We start from the raw sequence: 14,900 nt of genomic DNA on the forward strand, positions 1-14,900 counted from the left end.
AGGAATGGGGGGCAAAAGTATCATGGCAAATAGAAGCATCGAAGCCGGCCGCGCGTTTATGCGGTTGTTTGTGGACGACAACGAACTTCGCCGCGGCCTGGACAAAGCGGCGAAGCAAATGCGGGCATTCGGCCAGTCTATCGCCAAGGTGGGCGCCGGGTTTACTGCGCTGGGCGCGACCATCGTGGCACCGCTGACGGCCGCGGTTAAAATTTTCCAGTCGACCGGCGACGCGCTCGACAAAATGTCGCAACGCACCGGCGTCAGTGTCGAAGCGCTTTCGGAAATCGGGTTTGCTGCCGAGCAGTCGGGAAAAGACCTGGCGGTTTTCGAAAAGGCGTTTATCGGCCAGGCCCGCAGCATTCGAAACCTAGAGCGGGGGCTATCGACGTCCGCCGAGGCTTACGACGCGTTAGGACTGTCCATCGAAGACCTGCAGGGGCTGGCGCCGGACGAACAGTTTGCGCTGATCGCCAGGCGGCTGGCTGGAATCGAGGACCCGACCCGCAAAGCGGCCCTGGCGATGGAAGTATTCGGCCGCGCTGGTTCGCAGCTGGTCCCGCTGCTGGGCTCGCTGGACGGCCTGCGGCAGCAGGCGCGAGACTTAGGCCTGACGATCGACACCGAAACCGCGCAGAGCGCAGCAGAGCTGACGGACGCGTTTAACGAAGTCCGGCGGGTAGTCCTGCGGACCGCGGTAGCGATCGGCGCCGAACTGGCCGAACCACTGATTAAGGCTGCCCGCTGGATCCGCGACACGGCCAAGGCGTCGATAGCTTGGGCGAAGGAAAATGGCGGCCTAATCCGATCGGTGGCAGCTGTTGGCGCCGGCCTGGTCGCTGTGGGCGTTACGCTGGCGACCGTCGGGGCTGGGTTCATCGCGGCGGGGGCTGCTGTGACGGGCTTTACCGTGGTTGTTAACGCGTTGAACGTGTCGCTGGTGTTTCTAGCCGCGAATCCGTTGGTTGCCCTGGTGGCGGCCATTGGGGCCGTTGTCGTAGGCCTGGGGCTGTGGGTGGCGGCCACTAAAGAGTCGACGGCCGCAAACCGCGATTCCATAAAGAGCGTCCAGGACCTGGCGGGCGAACTGAACGCGGCCAGGTCGGAGTTCGCAAACGCCGGCGACGAAGTCGACATTTTCCGGGCCAAGCTGGCCGCGTTCCAGGGTGGCCAACAGCTGACCGGCCAGCAGCTGGTCGCGCAGGCGAAGATTGTGCGCGAACTGCAGGACGCGTTCGGCGATTTGGGCATTGTGTACGACCGGACCACCGGCGCAATTGCCAACCTGGACGAAGCGTTAACCAAACTGGCGGCGTCGGAGAAAAAAGCAGCGGCCACCAAGGCCTACGAAGATTCGCTGGACCAGGTCAACGCAGAGGCGCTAAAGGCCGCGAATCGCATGCGCGAACTGCAGCAGCAGGTGGAGGGCCTAGAGAGCAACGGATTTGGGCTGCAGTTTCGATCAGCTGGCGTTCTGACGGCGAAAAGCCAGTTGGAGGAAGTCGCGAAGGTCTACGAAGACCTGGTTACGCGTCGCGACGAATTGAAACTGCAGTTTGACGCAGACATCCGGGCCATCGACCAGGCGTCTAGTCGCACGCTGGAAATTACCGCCGAGCAGGCCGGCGCCGTCGCCAACCAGGCTGGCCAGTCGATCGCCGCGGGCATCGAACAGGCGTTCGGCGTTGGTATCCCGGCTGTTTCGTCCGCTATCGAAAGCCTGGGGGCAGCTGCACAGCGCAGCGCCGAAGCTATTCAGCGCGAGAAGGAACTGCGCGAGCAACAAAGGCTGTCCAGTCTCAGGCTTTCGGACGAACTGGCGGCGCTGAAGATCGCCACCACGCAAGACGGCCTGGCGGAGCGAAAATCGCTGATCGACCTGCAGACGCAACAGGACCGCCGCGACCTGAAAGGCGAAGGGTTGCTGACGCCTGAAATAGAGGCGGCACTAAAACAGCGCGGCGAACTGCTAAAGCAGCAGGCCGAACAGGACTTCGAACGGTTTAACAAGAAACCGAAAAACGACCTGGCGGCCGCCGAGTCGCGGGGAACGTTCAGCGGCCGGGCTGCGTCGCTGGGCGCGTTGAACAACGCCGGGAGTATCGACAAAGAGCAATTAGAGGAGTTGAAAAAGCTGGTCGATGAGGCCGGCAGAACTCGCAGGGCTATCCAGAACGGAAAGGGGGTGCCGGTAACATGATGACGGACCACAGCGAAACCGTCGCGCACGTCGAGCGCATCTGCCTTTCGGGGCTGACGCGGTTCGATGGCTCGGAGCATGACCAACGCGCCGCGAAAACCACAGCCAGCTTGGTGGCCAACCTGGCCGACCTGTTGGACAGCGGCGAAGTCGAGGCCTGGCAGCTATCGGCGATCGAAAACGTAAACGACGTTATCCAATTCTTCACCGACTGGCAGCGGGACCGCGGCGACATCGACCAGGACGAATACGACCAGCGGACGCTGGAGACACAGCGGTTCCGGCTGGTCGAATTAGTGGGGCCGACCTGCGGCCAGAAACAATCGCAGGACGTCGACCGCGCAGTCTGCGAGGCCGTCCAGGCCGGCTGGGTCACGCTGGACGACCTGCGCGAGCTGGAGACGGCGGAGAACGTTGTCCGGTTGCTGAACCGGGCAGCGGACGAAGGGCGGCGCCAGCGGCTGGAGTAGGCGGCTGCGGAGACTGGGGGCCGGCTGGGGATGTATGGCCGGGAGGTTCTTTGACAATTTGAAAGTCTGCGCCCTTGCCCACGTGTGGCGGGGCGTGGGCTATTGCGTTGGACTGTGTATTCCCATGACTTGAAAATTGATTGCGAATTCGGCCAAGATTGAATTCGGTGCGTCGAATATGCTGGGTGTACGTACATTTACTATGTTCAGTTTTGGGAGAAAGATCGAATGCGGGTTCCGTTTAATCTCGCCTCTATAGTCGGTTTTCTCGGGAATTACTGGCTTCTGATAGTCGGCTTAGTGGCGGCCATTGCCTGTATCGCCTTGCACGTTAGGCGAGACCCTAACACGCCGTACGGTCCGTTGGTTATTATGGCGGCCGCTGGCCTTCTCGCCATCGGGGGGACTTGGTGGGGCGCCGTCCAACAGATGGCGGCAGACGAAAAGGTCCAGACGGACCTGGAGACGGCCAACCAAACTCTTGTCAAGGCAACCGAGAAGCAGGACCAGACGATTGCAGAACAGGCGAAGACGATTGCGGAACTGGAGCGGACGCAGGAAATGCTGACTGGCGGCGACGGTGCTATTTTCCTTGAGTTCACCGATTCGCAGGCCGTCCTTCGAAACACGGGGAAGTATCCAGTTCACGACGTCAGGTTCGTTGTAGTTGACCTAACGAAAGGCATATTAGACTGGAGAAAGAACCCGAACAAATCGGCCAAAGAAGTGTTCAACCAGCAACGAAGACCTGCCGAGTTTGAGACCATAAGGCCAGGCGGCCGCACGGCGATGTATGCGTTCAGGTTCCCTCCCCAAGGGGCCAGGCACTACTATGTGATTGAGGCCTCAGTCTGGACCAGCATTTTTCGGCAGTTCGCTGTCATCGACCATACCGAGGACGGCGCAATGACCTATGCGTACAAGGTCGTTAGGTGTGACATCGACAAACTCCGGTACCAGGATTTGTCGCCCCCTGTGGTGCAAGTTGACGAAGACTTCCCTCGCAATGCGGAGGGGAAGGTCGATTGGATTGACTACTTGGATAACAGTTGCTTTAGTGACGAAGATGCACTCCAGTACATAAAGCAACACTTATCTCCTCCTCAGGCAACTGAAGGCGGGGGGGCAGAGCCAACAGCCGAAGAGTAGCAGGCGTGGAACCGGACGAAGTCGACGTAACAGAGAACAGCGACCCGGTGGCCTGGGTGCTGTCGAAGAATCTTCACCGCAAACCATTGCTGCCGGCCGTCGTCTGTGTGCATTAATGGCCAAGTGTCGATTGTCATTCGACGCCTTCGGATCTTCGAGTTGCCCACCCACTACGTTTCAACGCCGAGGTCTTCCACTGCGTCCCAAGAGTCGAACTCGTGAACGATGACAATCTGCTGGCCTTTACGGCGCGATCGTTGGCCATGGGTGTACCCGTAGACTGACTGGACTGGCGACTCATCGTCTATGCTGGTTCGTACCTGAATATTTTGGGGAACTCTGCGGCAGCGCAGGAGCATAGAACTTGCAAGTTAGTGTGTCTCCGCAGTTCGGCTCCGCCGCCAATTCCCGGGACCTCGAGGTAGTAGTACCCCTGTGCTTCCGCGACTTTCTTTTGAAAGTCTTTCCCAGGAAGGTCGGTAGGGGCGAGGATTCTGGTGTGAGTATTATTATTCGAGAACTTTGCAAGGTCGCCATTCGACATGGAAGGCCATTTATGCGATCCGCGAAAGCTGCCGTCTGTGAAAAAAAGAACCTCTCTCCAAGACATGCAGTGCGATTCGTCCGCAGCGTCGACCAGAGCATCGCTGAACGAGTCGGATATATAGACAAGCCTCAAGTACATTCCTGCCAGCTTTAGTGCCTCCAAAACCGGCAAAAAGTCCTGGTCTCCTGCTATCAATGTCGCCGATCGCATATTTCCGTGCAATGTGTGCGACAACATATCCACCGCGAGTTTTACGTCTACCTGTTTTTGACGCTTCTTTTTACCCATGGTCCTGCCGACAAAAACGTGGCACCCCCTGGTACGGTTGAACTCCCGCATCAACTCGTCGAAAATCTGGCCTGCGTTGGCATCGGCAGCTTGCGGGTGTGTGTCCGAGACCGGCGAGGCGTCGTAGTAAAAAACCTTGGTGAATACATCGGAAAACACTTCCAGGCTAAGCTGAGGCACGTCCTCCGTAAGCAGCATGGCAGGTAGCCTGCTGATTCCTCCTCGCAGGTATGCACCGTCTATGAAAAGGTAGGATGGCCGTTCTACCGCCGGGGTGTTTTGGTCGTTAGTCCAATACATTCTGGCCTCGCTACGCGGCAGGTCGAAATCTGCAGGTTGTCTGCTTTTAGGACCATTCTAGCGAAACAGTGGTTCGCGGTGGAGGTTTCACAAGCCGGAGCGAAGCAACCCAAGCTGCTTCTCTGAGGTCCTGGGCGAGTGACGTAGCAGTGTTGACACCAGCGCCCCCCGTGGCACAATGACGGGTGCTAAACCCTGTCGCCCGCGGCTGCTACCGCGGACGGCAAAAGAGGACATCTGACAATGCTAAATCTTCATCTGAAATCAGAGCGCGTCCGCGCGCAGGTTTGTGGTACCCGTAAGGGCCACGGGCGGTGTCAGATGCCGCCTAGCAAAGCCTACGCGCGGTCGCGCTTTCTTTGGCCTGGCAATCTGCCGGGCCAGAAAGGCCACCCCTATGGTCAATTTCTTCCCGCAACGCTTAACCGTCTGGCGGATCCTTCGTAACTATCGCAAGGTTCTCGACCTGGTCGACCGCCTGGCACGCAAAACCGACTGCCCGCCGCGTCTAAGTTTTCGCAACCAGGTCGCCTGGCTGTGTGACGGCGATCGGATCGGCCACCGGACTGCCGGCCGGTTGCGAAAACTGGCGACCCTGGTACGCAAAGCTGCGGTCGGCGAATCGCTGGCGCCGGAATCGCTCGAGCAGCTGCTAGGCAGCGCACGCCGGCTGCGTCGCAAGCTTGAGAACGTCGACCGGAACACTCGCCAGGCGATTACCATCGACAGCCTGGCGGCAACGCTGGGGCTGCCTGGCGAATGGATCACCAAGCACTGGTTGCAGCGATCGGTCGATCCGATGCCGACAGTAGGGCGAGGTCGCTTCGTCCTGGTCGACGAGCTAGACGCTTGGGTCCGCCGGCGCGCTGCTGCACTGTAGACCCGCTACCTACCGCCTTGGCCGTTCTGCCAAGTGCGATTTAGGCCTATTTGTTACCGCTACCCACTATTCCCACGAAACGAAAGAAAGCGAGGCTCCCTACCATGCCGTCACACATCACCATCAAGACCCTGGCCGCCGAACTAGGTCTTAGCGTCGCCTGGATCGAAACCAACTGGTTGCGGCGTCCGACCAACCCGCTGCCGACCGTCGAGCGCGACGGCCGGCAGTTTGTCGCGGTCGACGCGCTTAAGTCCTGGTGCAAGGCCCGCGTTGCATCGCTGTAACCCCTGACGCCCAGGCCCGGCGGTTTTCGAATCGCTGGGCCTGGGGTTTTTTCGCGAATCTTTGGTAACTATACACACCGGTAAGAATCGAGGTTTCCCTATGGCCGAAGAAATCAAAGTCTACACGTTCCTCCCCGCTGACCGAACGAACTACCAAATGCGATACCGCGACCCCTACGACGGCAAGGAGCGTACCAGGTCGGCCGGCTGTCGGACGAAGAAGGAGGCCGAACGCGCCGCAGCGGTTTGGGAAGACGAACTGCGCCGCGGCGTGTACGTTCCGACCAGCAAGGCCACCTGGCAGGACCTGGTAGACCATTACGTCGAACACGTCCTGCCGGGCTTGGGCACCGGGACGGCCACCACCTACCTGTCAACGTTCAACGTCTTCGGCAAGGTGGCCACGCCCGCGCGTGTCGCGGACTTCACCACCAACCGGGTAACGCGGTTCGTTGCCCAATGTCGCGAGAATGGACTATCTGACGCCACGATAGCCCGGCACCTGCGAACGCTAAAGGTGCTGGCCCGTTGGGCGCATGGGCAGGGCATTCTGTCGATCGTTCCCAAGTTCGAAATGCCGAAGCGGGCGAAGGGATCGAAACGCATGAAGGGCCGGCCGGTGACGCTGCAGGAGTTTAACGAGATGCTGGCGAAGGTGCCAGCTGTCCTGCCAGAGTGGCCCAGCGTGCCGCAGGACGTCGACGCCTGGCGGTTCTACCTCAAAGGCCTTTGGTGTTCTGGCCTACGTCTGGGCGAGTCTCTGGCCCTGCGGTGGGACGATGCCCCCGGCGCTATCGTGGTCGACTACTCGAGGCAGCACCCGCTGTTTCGGATTCCTGCCGAAGCGCAGAAGTCAGGTAAAGACCAAATGCTGCCGATGGTTCCCGAGTTCGCCCGGCTGTTGGGTACTGCCGCACCAGAAGACCGCAGCGGCCCGGTGTTTGCCGTCGGCACCAGCCGGCACATCGTTGGGAAGGTTGTATCGGCGATCGGCCAAGCGGCCGGCGTAGTGGTTGACAGTAAGTCTGGCAAGTTCGCCAGCGCCCACGATCTGCGGCGATCGTTTGGTTCCCGGTGGAGCCGGAAGGTTATGCCCGCTGTCCTGAAAGAACTGATGCGCCACGCCAACGTCGCCACAACGCTTGATTTCTACGTAGGGGACGATGCCCAGCGCACCGCGGCCGAACTGTGGGGCATGGAAACCCCGGCTGCTAACAGTTTACCTAACAGCGAGGTGGAGTTAGGCAGCCAGCCGGAAGTCGAAGATGGCGAAGACGCCTGCTTTTCCAGAGATTTTTAGAGTACCGGAGGTGGGACTCGAACCCACACGCCCTTGCGGGCACTGGATTTTGAATCCAGCGCGTCTGCCAATTCCGCCACTCCGGCAAAGTGAAGGACTGAAACAGTTTACGTCAAATCTGGGGGGGCTCCAAGGGGGCTGGCGAGGATTACGTGGGACTGGCGGATCATCAAGGGCCAATCCCTTGGAAGGGAGTACCGGGCTGTCTGCGCGGTCTTTAGAAGTCTGCCGCTGTCTGGCAACTGGCTCGGTCCAAGCTACCCGGTTGGGGCCCAAACAGAACGGGTTTTGGGCCGATGCATCTTTTGCTCTGAGAGGGTGACAATTTGGGGAAAGTCAGCGACCATCGGACTAAGCGGTCCAGAAAGAGATCCCGGCCCCTAGCGTTGAGCTGAAGAGCTGTTGGCCAGTTCGGTGCGGAGTTCCTGCACAAGACCAGGTGCCAGGAACTCGCCCAGGACATCGCGTGTGTCACTGAACATCTTCTCGATGCGCTGCTGGATTTTGGGATCGTCGCTTGTAATCATGCGCTCTTGTGGACGCAGACGCTGCTGCTCGAATTCAGTGGCAGTCCGTATACCTTCGAGCTGGCGAATCAGGTTGTTGGCCCCTTCGATGTCTCCAGCTTTGATCTTCGCCCGAGTTCGAAACGCGAGGATGTTTCGGCGGGCCACCAGATCGATCAGTTCTTCTTGGATACCAATGAGTTTCGCTTCTGCTTCCAGGCGACTGCGATCGTCCATAAGGGGCGCGTTCACCGTGCCATCGGTTCCGGGAACGACTGGCACTTTCGCTATCCATTGCCCACCACTCTGGACAAAGACAACCTGTACGGGGGTTTCACCAGGCTCAATAGTAATGGCACCGTCATCGTCCGTCTTGCCGATGTACGCTTCCTTTTCGGCATTCGAATCGCGCTGATAGACGCGGAATCCGGCGAGAGGTTGATCTTCTTTGTCACGGGCGTGGAGCCGAAGCTTCGTCTGCTCGCTTCCGGGACGGACAAGAGCTGCTAACTGGTCGACTCGACCACGCTGCCGCGCGCCGAGAGGCGAACGAGTATGGCTAATGATCGTGGCGGTGGTCGCACCGTCGGCTACCGAATCGAGACTCAGGTAGGTCCAGGGGACGCGCTGAATACCGTTCTCGACGGGAATGCCATCCCGATCCACCCGACGAACCACGGGGCGAAATACATCTCCCTCGGCAACCATCCGCATCTGTTCGCTGACTCCCGGCAGGTGAGCACCGCGAAAGCTCATCTCCACTTTCTCCGGCGTTTCGCGAATGACGCGAAAGGTAGCTAAAGGGGTGAACGCGCGGTGAATGGCGTCGAAGGCAAGTTCAGGAATCGCCGCCCCATCGCGTGTATCGGCCCCCCAAATGGAACCCCACTCTTCGAGCAAGCAGTCTTGCTCTTGGGCGGCGACTTCGAATCCCAGGGAACTCTCACGAATCTTTAGGACCATGATCTTGTCATGGTCGCGACGAAGCGAGGTCAACTCTTCGTCGGACAGATAAGCCAGTTGCCCAGCGGCCGGTAACGTTGCCGAGGTGGGGACGGGCTCGATTGTCGTCCTCCACAAGGGGCCAAAAGCGGTGCGAATGCGTTTGCGGAGGTACCCAGGGAGCGATTGCTTCAGTCGCTCGCGCCAGACCTGCGAGACATCATACTCCACGAGCAGTTGAACGCGATACGGCGAAACCTCCCAATACCTATCCACCGTTGCGGCCCGGCTGTCCTCCGCACTTATCGCCATCACCATCGCCATTGCAACAGCCATCACGGCCAGCCACTGCCCGGCGACAATGCGAGAAACGTTATTGCGTGGTCTACAATTCACAGTCGATTGGCCTGGAATTCGAGCTGCCAGTTGGAAAGATCTTGAAACAAATGAACCGGTTGTTCGGAGATGCCGGACAACTCGCGACGATATGCGAAGTAGTTGACGGTCTGCCAAAGAGGTATGACCGGCAGGTCCGTGCTTGCGGCATCGTGGATCTGATAAAGTCTTCCACGCACATCGTTCCAATTGCGGGCCGCGTCAAGTCGATCCAGAGCAAGTCGCATAAAATCGCTGGTACCAGTCACAATACCGCCAGCTCCCAGCAGTCGCCGAGCATCGCTTACCGGCTCCCAAGTGCTAAGTTCGGCATACTTCAGATCCACATACTTTTCAGCCTCGAGCATCTGCTCGGTGGTCAACTCGACCAATTCGATGGGGATGCCAAGACTGTTGAGATCCTTCGCGATTTCGGTGCAAGCCATGCGAGCAACTGCATCAGCCGAGTGGCCCAGTGTCACTGTCGGCAGTGGCGTGTCACCAGGCTCCTTTACACCTTTCGCCTTCTGCACATTGCTCCACGCAGCGGTCGAAAGCACGATTGCCATGTACGGATCGTAAGGACGAGGCTTTACCTGGCTGTTGTATCCGTAGCGAATCGGATCGCTAAGCGATACACCGGCCGGAAATGGCCCGCTGACCGTTTGAAATCCTGAGACCTCCTGCCCTGCCAGCAACACGTCATGGACAAACCGATCGCGTCGAATTCCATAACACAGCGCCCTGCGGAACTCACGCTGTTCGGTAAGCGGTGAGCGTCCGGTGGGAACCAACACGTGCACCGTGGGCAACAGGTAACTCTCCACAACCAAGCTATCGTCTGCCTGCAGCTGACGGATCTGCCACGGCGGCACCCGGTCGACTACATCCACGACGCCCTGCGACAGTGCTGTGATCAGCTGATCATCGTCCGGAAAAGCTCGCTCGTGAATCTCGGCAATAGCGCCTCGATGGGCTGGCGAAGTGGCAAAGCGAATCAACTCGTCATTGTATTCCTCGATACCAAACGCACCGCGGTCGGAGAGCCCCACTAGTTCGGAGCCCATTGGCAACGTGAGCAAAGACTCGGGGCGAACATGCGGATGTCGGAAGTGAACTCGCACATTCTGTGGGTACTCCACATCGACGCGTTCGACCAACTCAGCCAACAACTCACTTCCATGTCCCGATGCGAGATTCGCAGCTTCGAGTAATTGTCGGGCCAGGGCAGAAGCGGCAAGGCTCACGTCGAGTGGTGCTGAGGACTGCGACTCAAGCAGCTCAAAGTTGAGTTCAAGTCCCGATGGAGCGAGTTCCACCTGTGCAATGTTCGACTGGTACTCGCCACCCTCGGCAGTGTACCCCCGCAACTCCAGGATAGTGGGATTCGTCAGCGAGGCCGCCCGCACCGAGGCAGAGCTATCAATCCGATACTGGGGATCCTGCGGAGAGCGTTGCAGCACGCCCAGTGTGACGACAGGGTACTCTTGCTGCAAACGGGCACGCAATTCGTTGACACCGTTGAGTTCCGGCCATACCCCAACCGCTTGATTGACAGCTTGGCGCGCCGCCAGATACTTCTTGGCATTCAACAGTTTTTCCGCTTCGGCAAGCTGGCTCGTAGCCGCTTGCAGGAATCGCTGTCGCCAGCGTTGAACCACCGTGAGTCGAAGACCGTTGAAAGTTTGCTCCACAACGTCCAGCGTCGTGCGAGCGGACTTGAAGTTGCGCTCGGCCAGATACTTCTCAATGATCTTTCCAGCGACCGTATCCACAGCTCCGCTCAAACCACTAGCGTTCGGCGTCCGATCGTATAGGCTGCCCAGAATTGCCAGTGATCGGTCGTATTCACCACCGTTGTAGGCTGCCAGCGCATTCGCCTGCAGGTAGCTGTTAATCGCCTGGTCGAGTCCACGAGTATGCGGAGCCTTGTTCAACAAGTGTGAAAAGTAGGGAAAGGCTTCATCGAATTTTTTCTGCTCGGCGAGGGCTAAGGCCTCGCGCATAATCATGTCCTCAAACAGATCGATGCGTTGAACAGCGGTCCAGGGGACGGAGACCTCCGCGGCGGCCACCTCCAAATTCAGTGGCCGGATTTGTAGGTCACCTCCCGCCGGGAACGGATTGGGAACGGTGCGCGAGCCACCTGGGAACCGCAACGGTTGCACATTGACTGTTTCGCCGGTCTTCAGCACGATGCGGTCAAAGGCCGGTTGCATGTAGATTGGGCCTTCGTCTTCGGCCAAATCATCGGCCGCGAAGGCGCAGCGCGCCCCTACCCCACTCAGTAACACACTGAATAGCAGACATCGAACTAGTTGACAAAAACGGAATGGCATTTAAGCGTTCGCGAACAGCACACTGATTCGGAAATTAAGGCGATTCGATCACAAGCAGCGCGGCGTCGCGGCCGGCCACAACCAACCGATTGTTGAGCAACACAGGCCCTCCGGCGATTGGCTCCCCAGCATCAACACGTCCCTGCTCGTTTCCATCAGCCAGGGCCAGCTTCAATACGACGCCATCTTGTTGAGCTAGCAACACGGACTGATCAACGATCAGAGGGGGGCCAGCGAGCTGAGCATCTTTCAATGAGACCTCCCAGACAAACTTGCCAGTGGAGTCAATGGCCATCAGTTGACTGGAGGTAGCCACCAGAGCGTAGTCCCCCGCCTTGTACGGTCCCCAAACTACCCGCCCACCGGTGTTGAGGGACTCGCCGACGTCAAGTGTTGGTAACTGATAAGAAATGACCTGACCATTATCCGCCAGAGCGATTGCCAATTGACCGACAACGACAAAGCCGCTGGCCAGCGGAGTCGCGCTGAGTTTTGCCTCGGCTGAAGCAGTCAGCGCGCCACCTGGCTCGTACTCCAATAGGTAAACTTTGGAGACGCCATCAGACACAAGCACTTGCTCGCCATCCACTACCGCTGCGGGACGCCAGGCAACCGTTCTGCCAGCTTCGAGTGGCGGCTGGAAGGGTGCCGCAAGGGGCTTACCTGTGTCGGCATCGAGGACGAACACCTGCCCAATACTGAGCGGCGCTACCCAGCCTTTGCCGAGGGCTGTTGGGCGACACGCGAGCGATCCGGGCAGCGTAACCGGGGCAAGTGGCTTGGCGCCACTTGGAGAGTACAGCAGCGCGGCATCGGAATCGGAACCAGCGAAAACCGCTGCCCCCCCCGCCAAGAGTTCTGCGAAGTCGTAGAGAATAGGACTCGCCCCCGGCGCGGTTCGGTTCAGTGGTTCATTCTGCACGCGGGTACGAATGGTATCAGGATCGAATCGGAAAACGCATCCGTTGGCATCTGCTTCGAGCAACGCTACTGGTGCCGTGCTGGCCAGGGGATTGTCGGCAGGCGGAACAGCAACATCTGTTTCCCAATATGGCTTTCCGTTGCTCATGCTACAGGCCGTTACCGTGAAACCCGAGCGGCGGCGTCGCGAACGAGTGTGAAACAATACTCCATCGCGTCCTGTGAGAGGTCCCACAAACTGGGAACGGTTGTAGTCGTCGTCGAGCGCATCGACAACGAGCCGGTTACCAGTTGGCGCAATGGCATATTTGGCCAGCGAGTTCTCGGCAATCCATATTTTCCCATCGAGCACAGCCGCGTGCGGCGGCGCGGGTTGGGTGGAGCGACCGGTGCGGCTAGCCAGTACGGTTAACGGATCGCCGTCGGGTCCGGCACTTACCTCGTACACGGCTACCGCCCCATGATCAGTAACCACGGTTATCCGCCGTCCCTCGACCATGGGCTGCGTGACCACGCGCCCAGTGATGCGTTGTTCGGCTATCTGCTCGGTGAGCAAACCACTTCCGTCAACCGCGTACAGCAGAACCTTGGAAGTATCAGCCCCATCAGACTCGGCCAGCATCACCTTGTCGAGCGCCACGGCTGCGGGAGCTGCGATCGAACCACGTGCATGATTAGAGTAAAACACCCCTGTGCACGTGAAATCTGAAGCCGACAGCGTATAAACGCTCGACCTTTCGCCAATAACGTACAGAACGCCAGCTTGAGCATTGATCGCGGGCGGAACTCGCAAGGGCTGGGCAAACTGAACATAGCCGGTCCGTTCTCCCGTTTCGCTATCTACAACATGTAGCTTGCCGGAACTGCCGGCAAGCAAGACGTTGCTGCCCACCAGGACGGGAGCCGTCACCTCATCGTCAATCGTCAAACGCCAGATCAACTTGCCTGAGCCAGCATCCACTCGTACGAGCGTCTGCTGGGAAGCACCACCTTCGCCCGCCCGCCATTCGACCAATAACACGTCGTTGCCGACGATTACGGGAGCCGTTGGCGTAAGCGCCGGCCCCGTATAACGCCGCCACAGCACATTGCCACTAGAGGCGTCGATTCCGTAGGCCACACCATCCACCTGGGCACAGAACACGCCGCTTGTCGGAGCCTTTCCCTCCACTCGGCGATTCGCCACGGTTAGCGCAGCGACCAGGGCGGTATCGGGCTCTGTAGTTTCGGCTTGAATCTTGTCATCGACAAATCGAATACTCTGTTGTTCCGCCGCGGAGATTTCAACCAACGCTTCCGCTAAACGAGCATTGCCAATCAGTGCAGGGTGCTTTTCGACCAAAGCCTCTTGAGCGGCGAACGCAGCGGCGATGTCACCTTCGGCAGTCTTCGCATCGATGGTGGCCAGCGTTTCCTCCAGGTCGGAGAGCGACTGCTGCTTCTGCTCAATCCGATCGAGAGTGGCCCGAATCTCTTCCAACTCGGTGTTGTCTCGACGCGACTTGGGTACATACTTGGTGTTGTTGGCCCAACCCAGTGCGGTAGTTGCCTTGTCGTAGAGTTCCTTCGTGGAGGCGACTTCCTCGCTCGCCGCGGCGTCATCGGCCAAGCCACGGGCAATACGTGGCAACAGGTCGCTCAGGTCCTCTTCGGCCACATTGAAATCTGGCTCATCTGCCACCGCGCGCAGCTCCGCCTGCGTCTTGTCGAATGCCAGGCTTTCGTTACCGGTCTCGAGCGTCTGGCGGATGCGAGCCATCGCCAGTTCCATCCGGGCTTTGCTGAATTCAGCATTACCAGGATAGTCTTCGACAAACTTCTCGTAATTCGCGATCGCATTGCCGTAGGAGCCCGACTTCATTTCCGACCGAGCAGTCGATAGCAGATTGTCAGCATTCTCGGCGAACATGATGAACCAGATCAGCAGGCCCACGACGACGAGTAGCACCAATGAGCCGCCACCGATCAGCAAGAGAGGCGAGTCCCATTCATTCTCTTTCTTGCCCTTCTTTTTCTTCTTTTTCTTTTTCGAGCCTTTGGGCTCAGCAGACGGTTCCGGCTCTGGTTCTCCAAATCCGCCAGTTCCGGCTTCGTCCATCGACCATTCGGCCGAACTGCTAAGATCCTGCAGTTGGTCCATCGGCAGATCAACACCCGAAGGCTCGCCCGATGGCTCTGGCTGCGGTGGCGGCTTGATCTCGCCTCCCGCAGCAAGGGCATCCATCGCTTGTTGTTTATCGAGCAGTCCCTTGTCGATCAGAAACCGCGCAAGCGACTTCGCCGAGAGGGGCTTGCTCCCCCCTGCCGCTACCTTCTTGCGAAGCTTCTCGACAGTGCTGGCCGGAAGCAAGGCTTTCGCTTCTAGCGAGTCAATGAATTCTTCGGCTGTCATCGAT

10 protein-coding genes and 1 tRNA gene are annotated in these 14,900 nt (G+C 58.9%); 6 read left to right on the forward strand and 5 right to left on the reverse strand.

Annotated features, from left to right (window positions below; genetic code table 11):
- The first annotated feature begins 22 nt into the window (after positions 1-22).
- From NG895_RS12330 to NG895_RS12340, 3 genes are all read left to right on the forward strand, one after another.
- Complete coding sequence (locus NG895_RS12330; protein ID WP_252852812.1) at positions 23-2,200, forward strand: hypothetical protein; 2,178 nt, start codon at positions 23-25, stop codon at positions 2,198-2,200.
- Complete coding sequence (locus NG895_RS12335) at positions 2,197-2,670, forward strand: hypothetical protein (protein ID WP_252852813.1); 474 nt, start codon at positions 2,197-2,199, stop codon at positions 2,668-2,670. The genes NG895_RS12330 and NG895_RS12335 overlap by 4 nt, the downstream gene beginning before the upstream one ends.
- Before the next feature lie 228 nt (positions 2,671-2,898).
- Complete coding sequence (locus tag NG895_RS12340; RefSeq protein WP_252852814.1) at positions 2,899-3,819, forward strand: hypothetical protein; 921 nt, start codon at positions 2,899-2,901, stop codon at positions 3,817-3,819.
- Between the two features lie 304 nt (positions 3,820-4,123).
- Here NG895_RS12340 and NG895_RS12345 read toward each other — a convergent pair whose 3' ends face one another.
- Positions 4,124-4,852, reverse strand: coding sequence for an NYN domain-containing protein (locus NG895_RS12345; RefSeq protein WP_252852815.1), 729 nt, complete (start codon positions 4,850-4,852; stop codon positions 4,124-4,126).
- Between the two features lie 499 nt (positions 4,853-5,351).
- On the opposite strand from NG895_RS12345, the gene NG895_RS12350 reads away from it, so the two are divergent.
- The 3 genes from NG895_RS12350 to NG895_RS12360 all read left to right on the forward strand — a co-directional run bounded on the left by NG895_RS12350 (position 5,352) and on the right by NG895_RS12360 (position 7,421).
- Positions 5,352-5,834: a hypothetical protein gene (locus tag NG895_RS12350; protein WP_252852816.1), complete on the forward strand. Its 483-nt coding sequence runs from the start codon at positions 5,352-5,354 to the stop codon at positions 5,832-5,834.
- 104 nt (positions 5,835-5,938) lie between these two features.
- Positions 5,939-6,121, forward strand: coding sequence for a hypothetical protein (locus NG895_RS12355; protein WP_252852817.1), 183 nt, complete (start codon positions 5,939-5,941; stop codon positions 6,119-6,121).
- A gap of 100 nt (positions 6,122-6,221) precedes the next feature.
- Complete coding sequence (locus tag NG895_RS12360; protein ID WP_252852818.1) at positions 6,222-7,421, forward strand: tyrosine-type recombinase/integrase; 1,200 nt, start codon at positions 6,222-6,224, stop codon at positions 7,419-7,421.
- Positions 7,422-7,423: 2 nt separating this feature from the next.
- On the opposite strand, the gene NG895_RS12365 is transcribed toward NG895_RS12360, so the two are convergent.
- From NG895_RS12365 to NG895_RS12380, 4 genes are all read right to left on the reverse strand, one after another.
- Positions 7,424-7,507 (reverse strand) — tRNA-Leu (locus NG895_RS12365).
- A gap of 294 nt (positions 7,508-7,801) precedes the next feature.
- On the reverse strand, positions 7,802-9,265 hold the full coding sequence (locus tag NG895_RS12370; RefSeq protein WP_252852819.1) for a hypothetical protein: 1,464 nt from the start codon (positions 9,263-9,265) through the stop codon (positions 7,802-7,804).
- Positions 9,262-11,463 carry an ABC transporter substrate-binding protein gene (locus NG895_RS12375; protein ID WP_252852820.1) on the reverse strand — a complete coding sequence of 734 codons (2,202 nt, stop codon included), beginning with the start codon at positions 11,461-11,463 and terminating at the stop codon, positions 9,262-9,264. The genes NG895_RS12370 and NG895_RS12375 overlap by 4 nt, the downstream gene beginning before the upstream one ends.
- A gap of 154 nt (positions 11,464-11,617) precedes the next feature.
- Positions 11,618-14,896, reverse strand: a complete 3,279-nt coding sequence (locus NG895_RS12380) for an outer membrane protein assembly factor BamB family protein (protein ID WP_252852821.1) — start codon at positions 14,894-14,896, stop codon at positions 11,618-11,620.
- Positions 14,897-14,900: the final 4 nt, after the last annotated feature.

It is taken from the genome of Aeoliella straminimaris, from assembly GCF_024054565.1.
Classification (GTDB): domain Bacteria; phylum Planctomycetota; class Planctomycetia; order Pirellulales; family Lacipirellulaceae; genus Aeoliella; species Aeoliella straminimaris.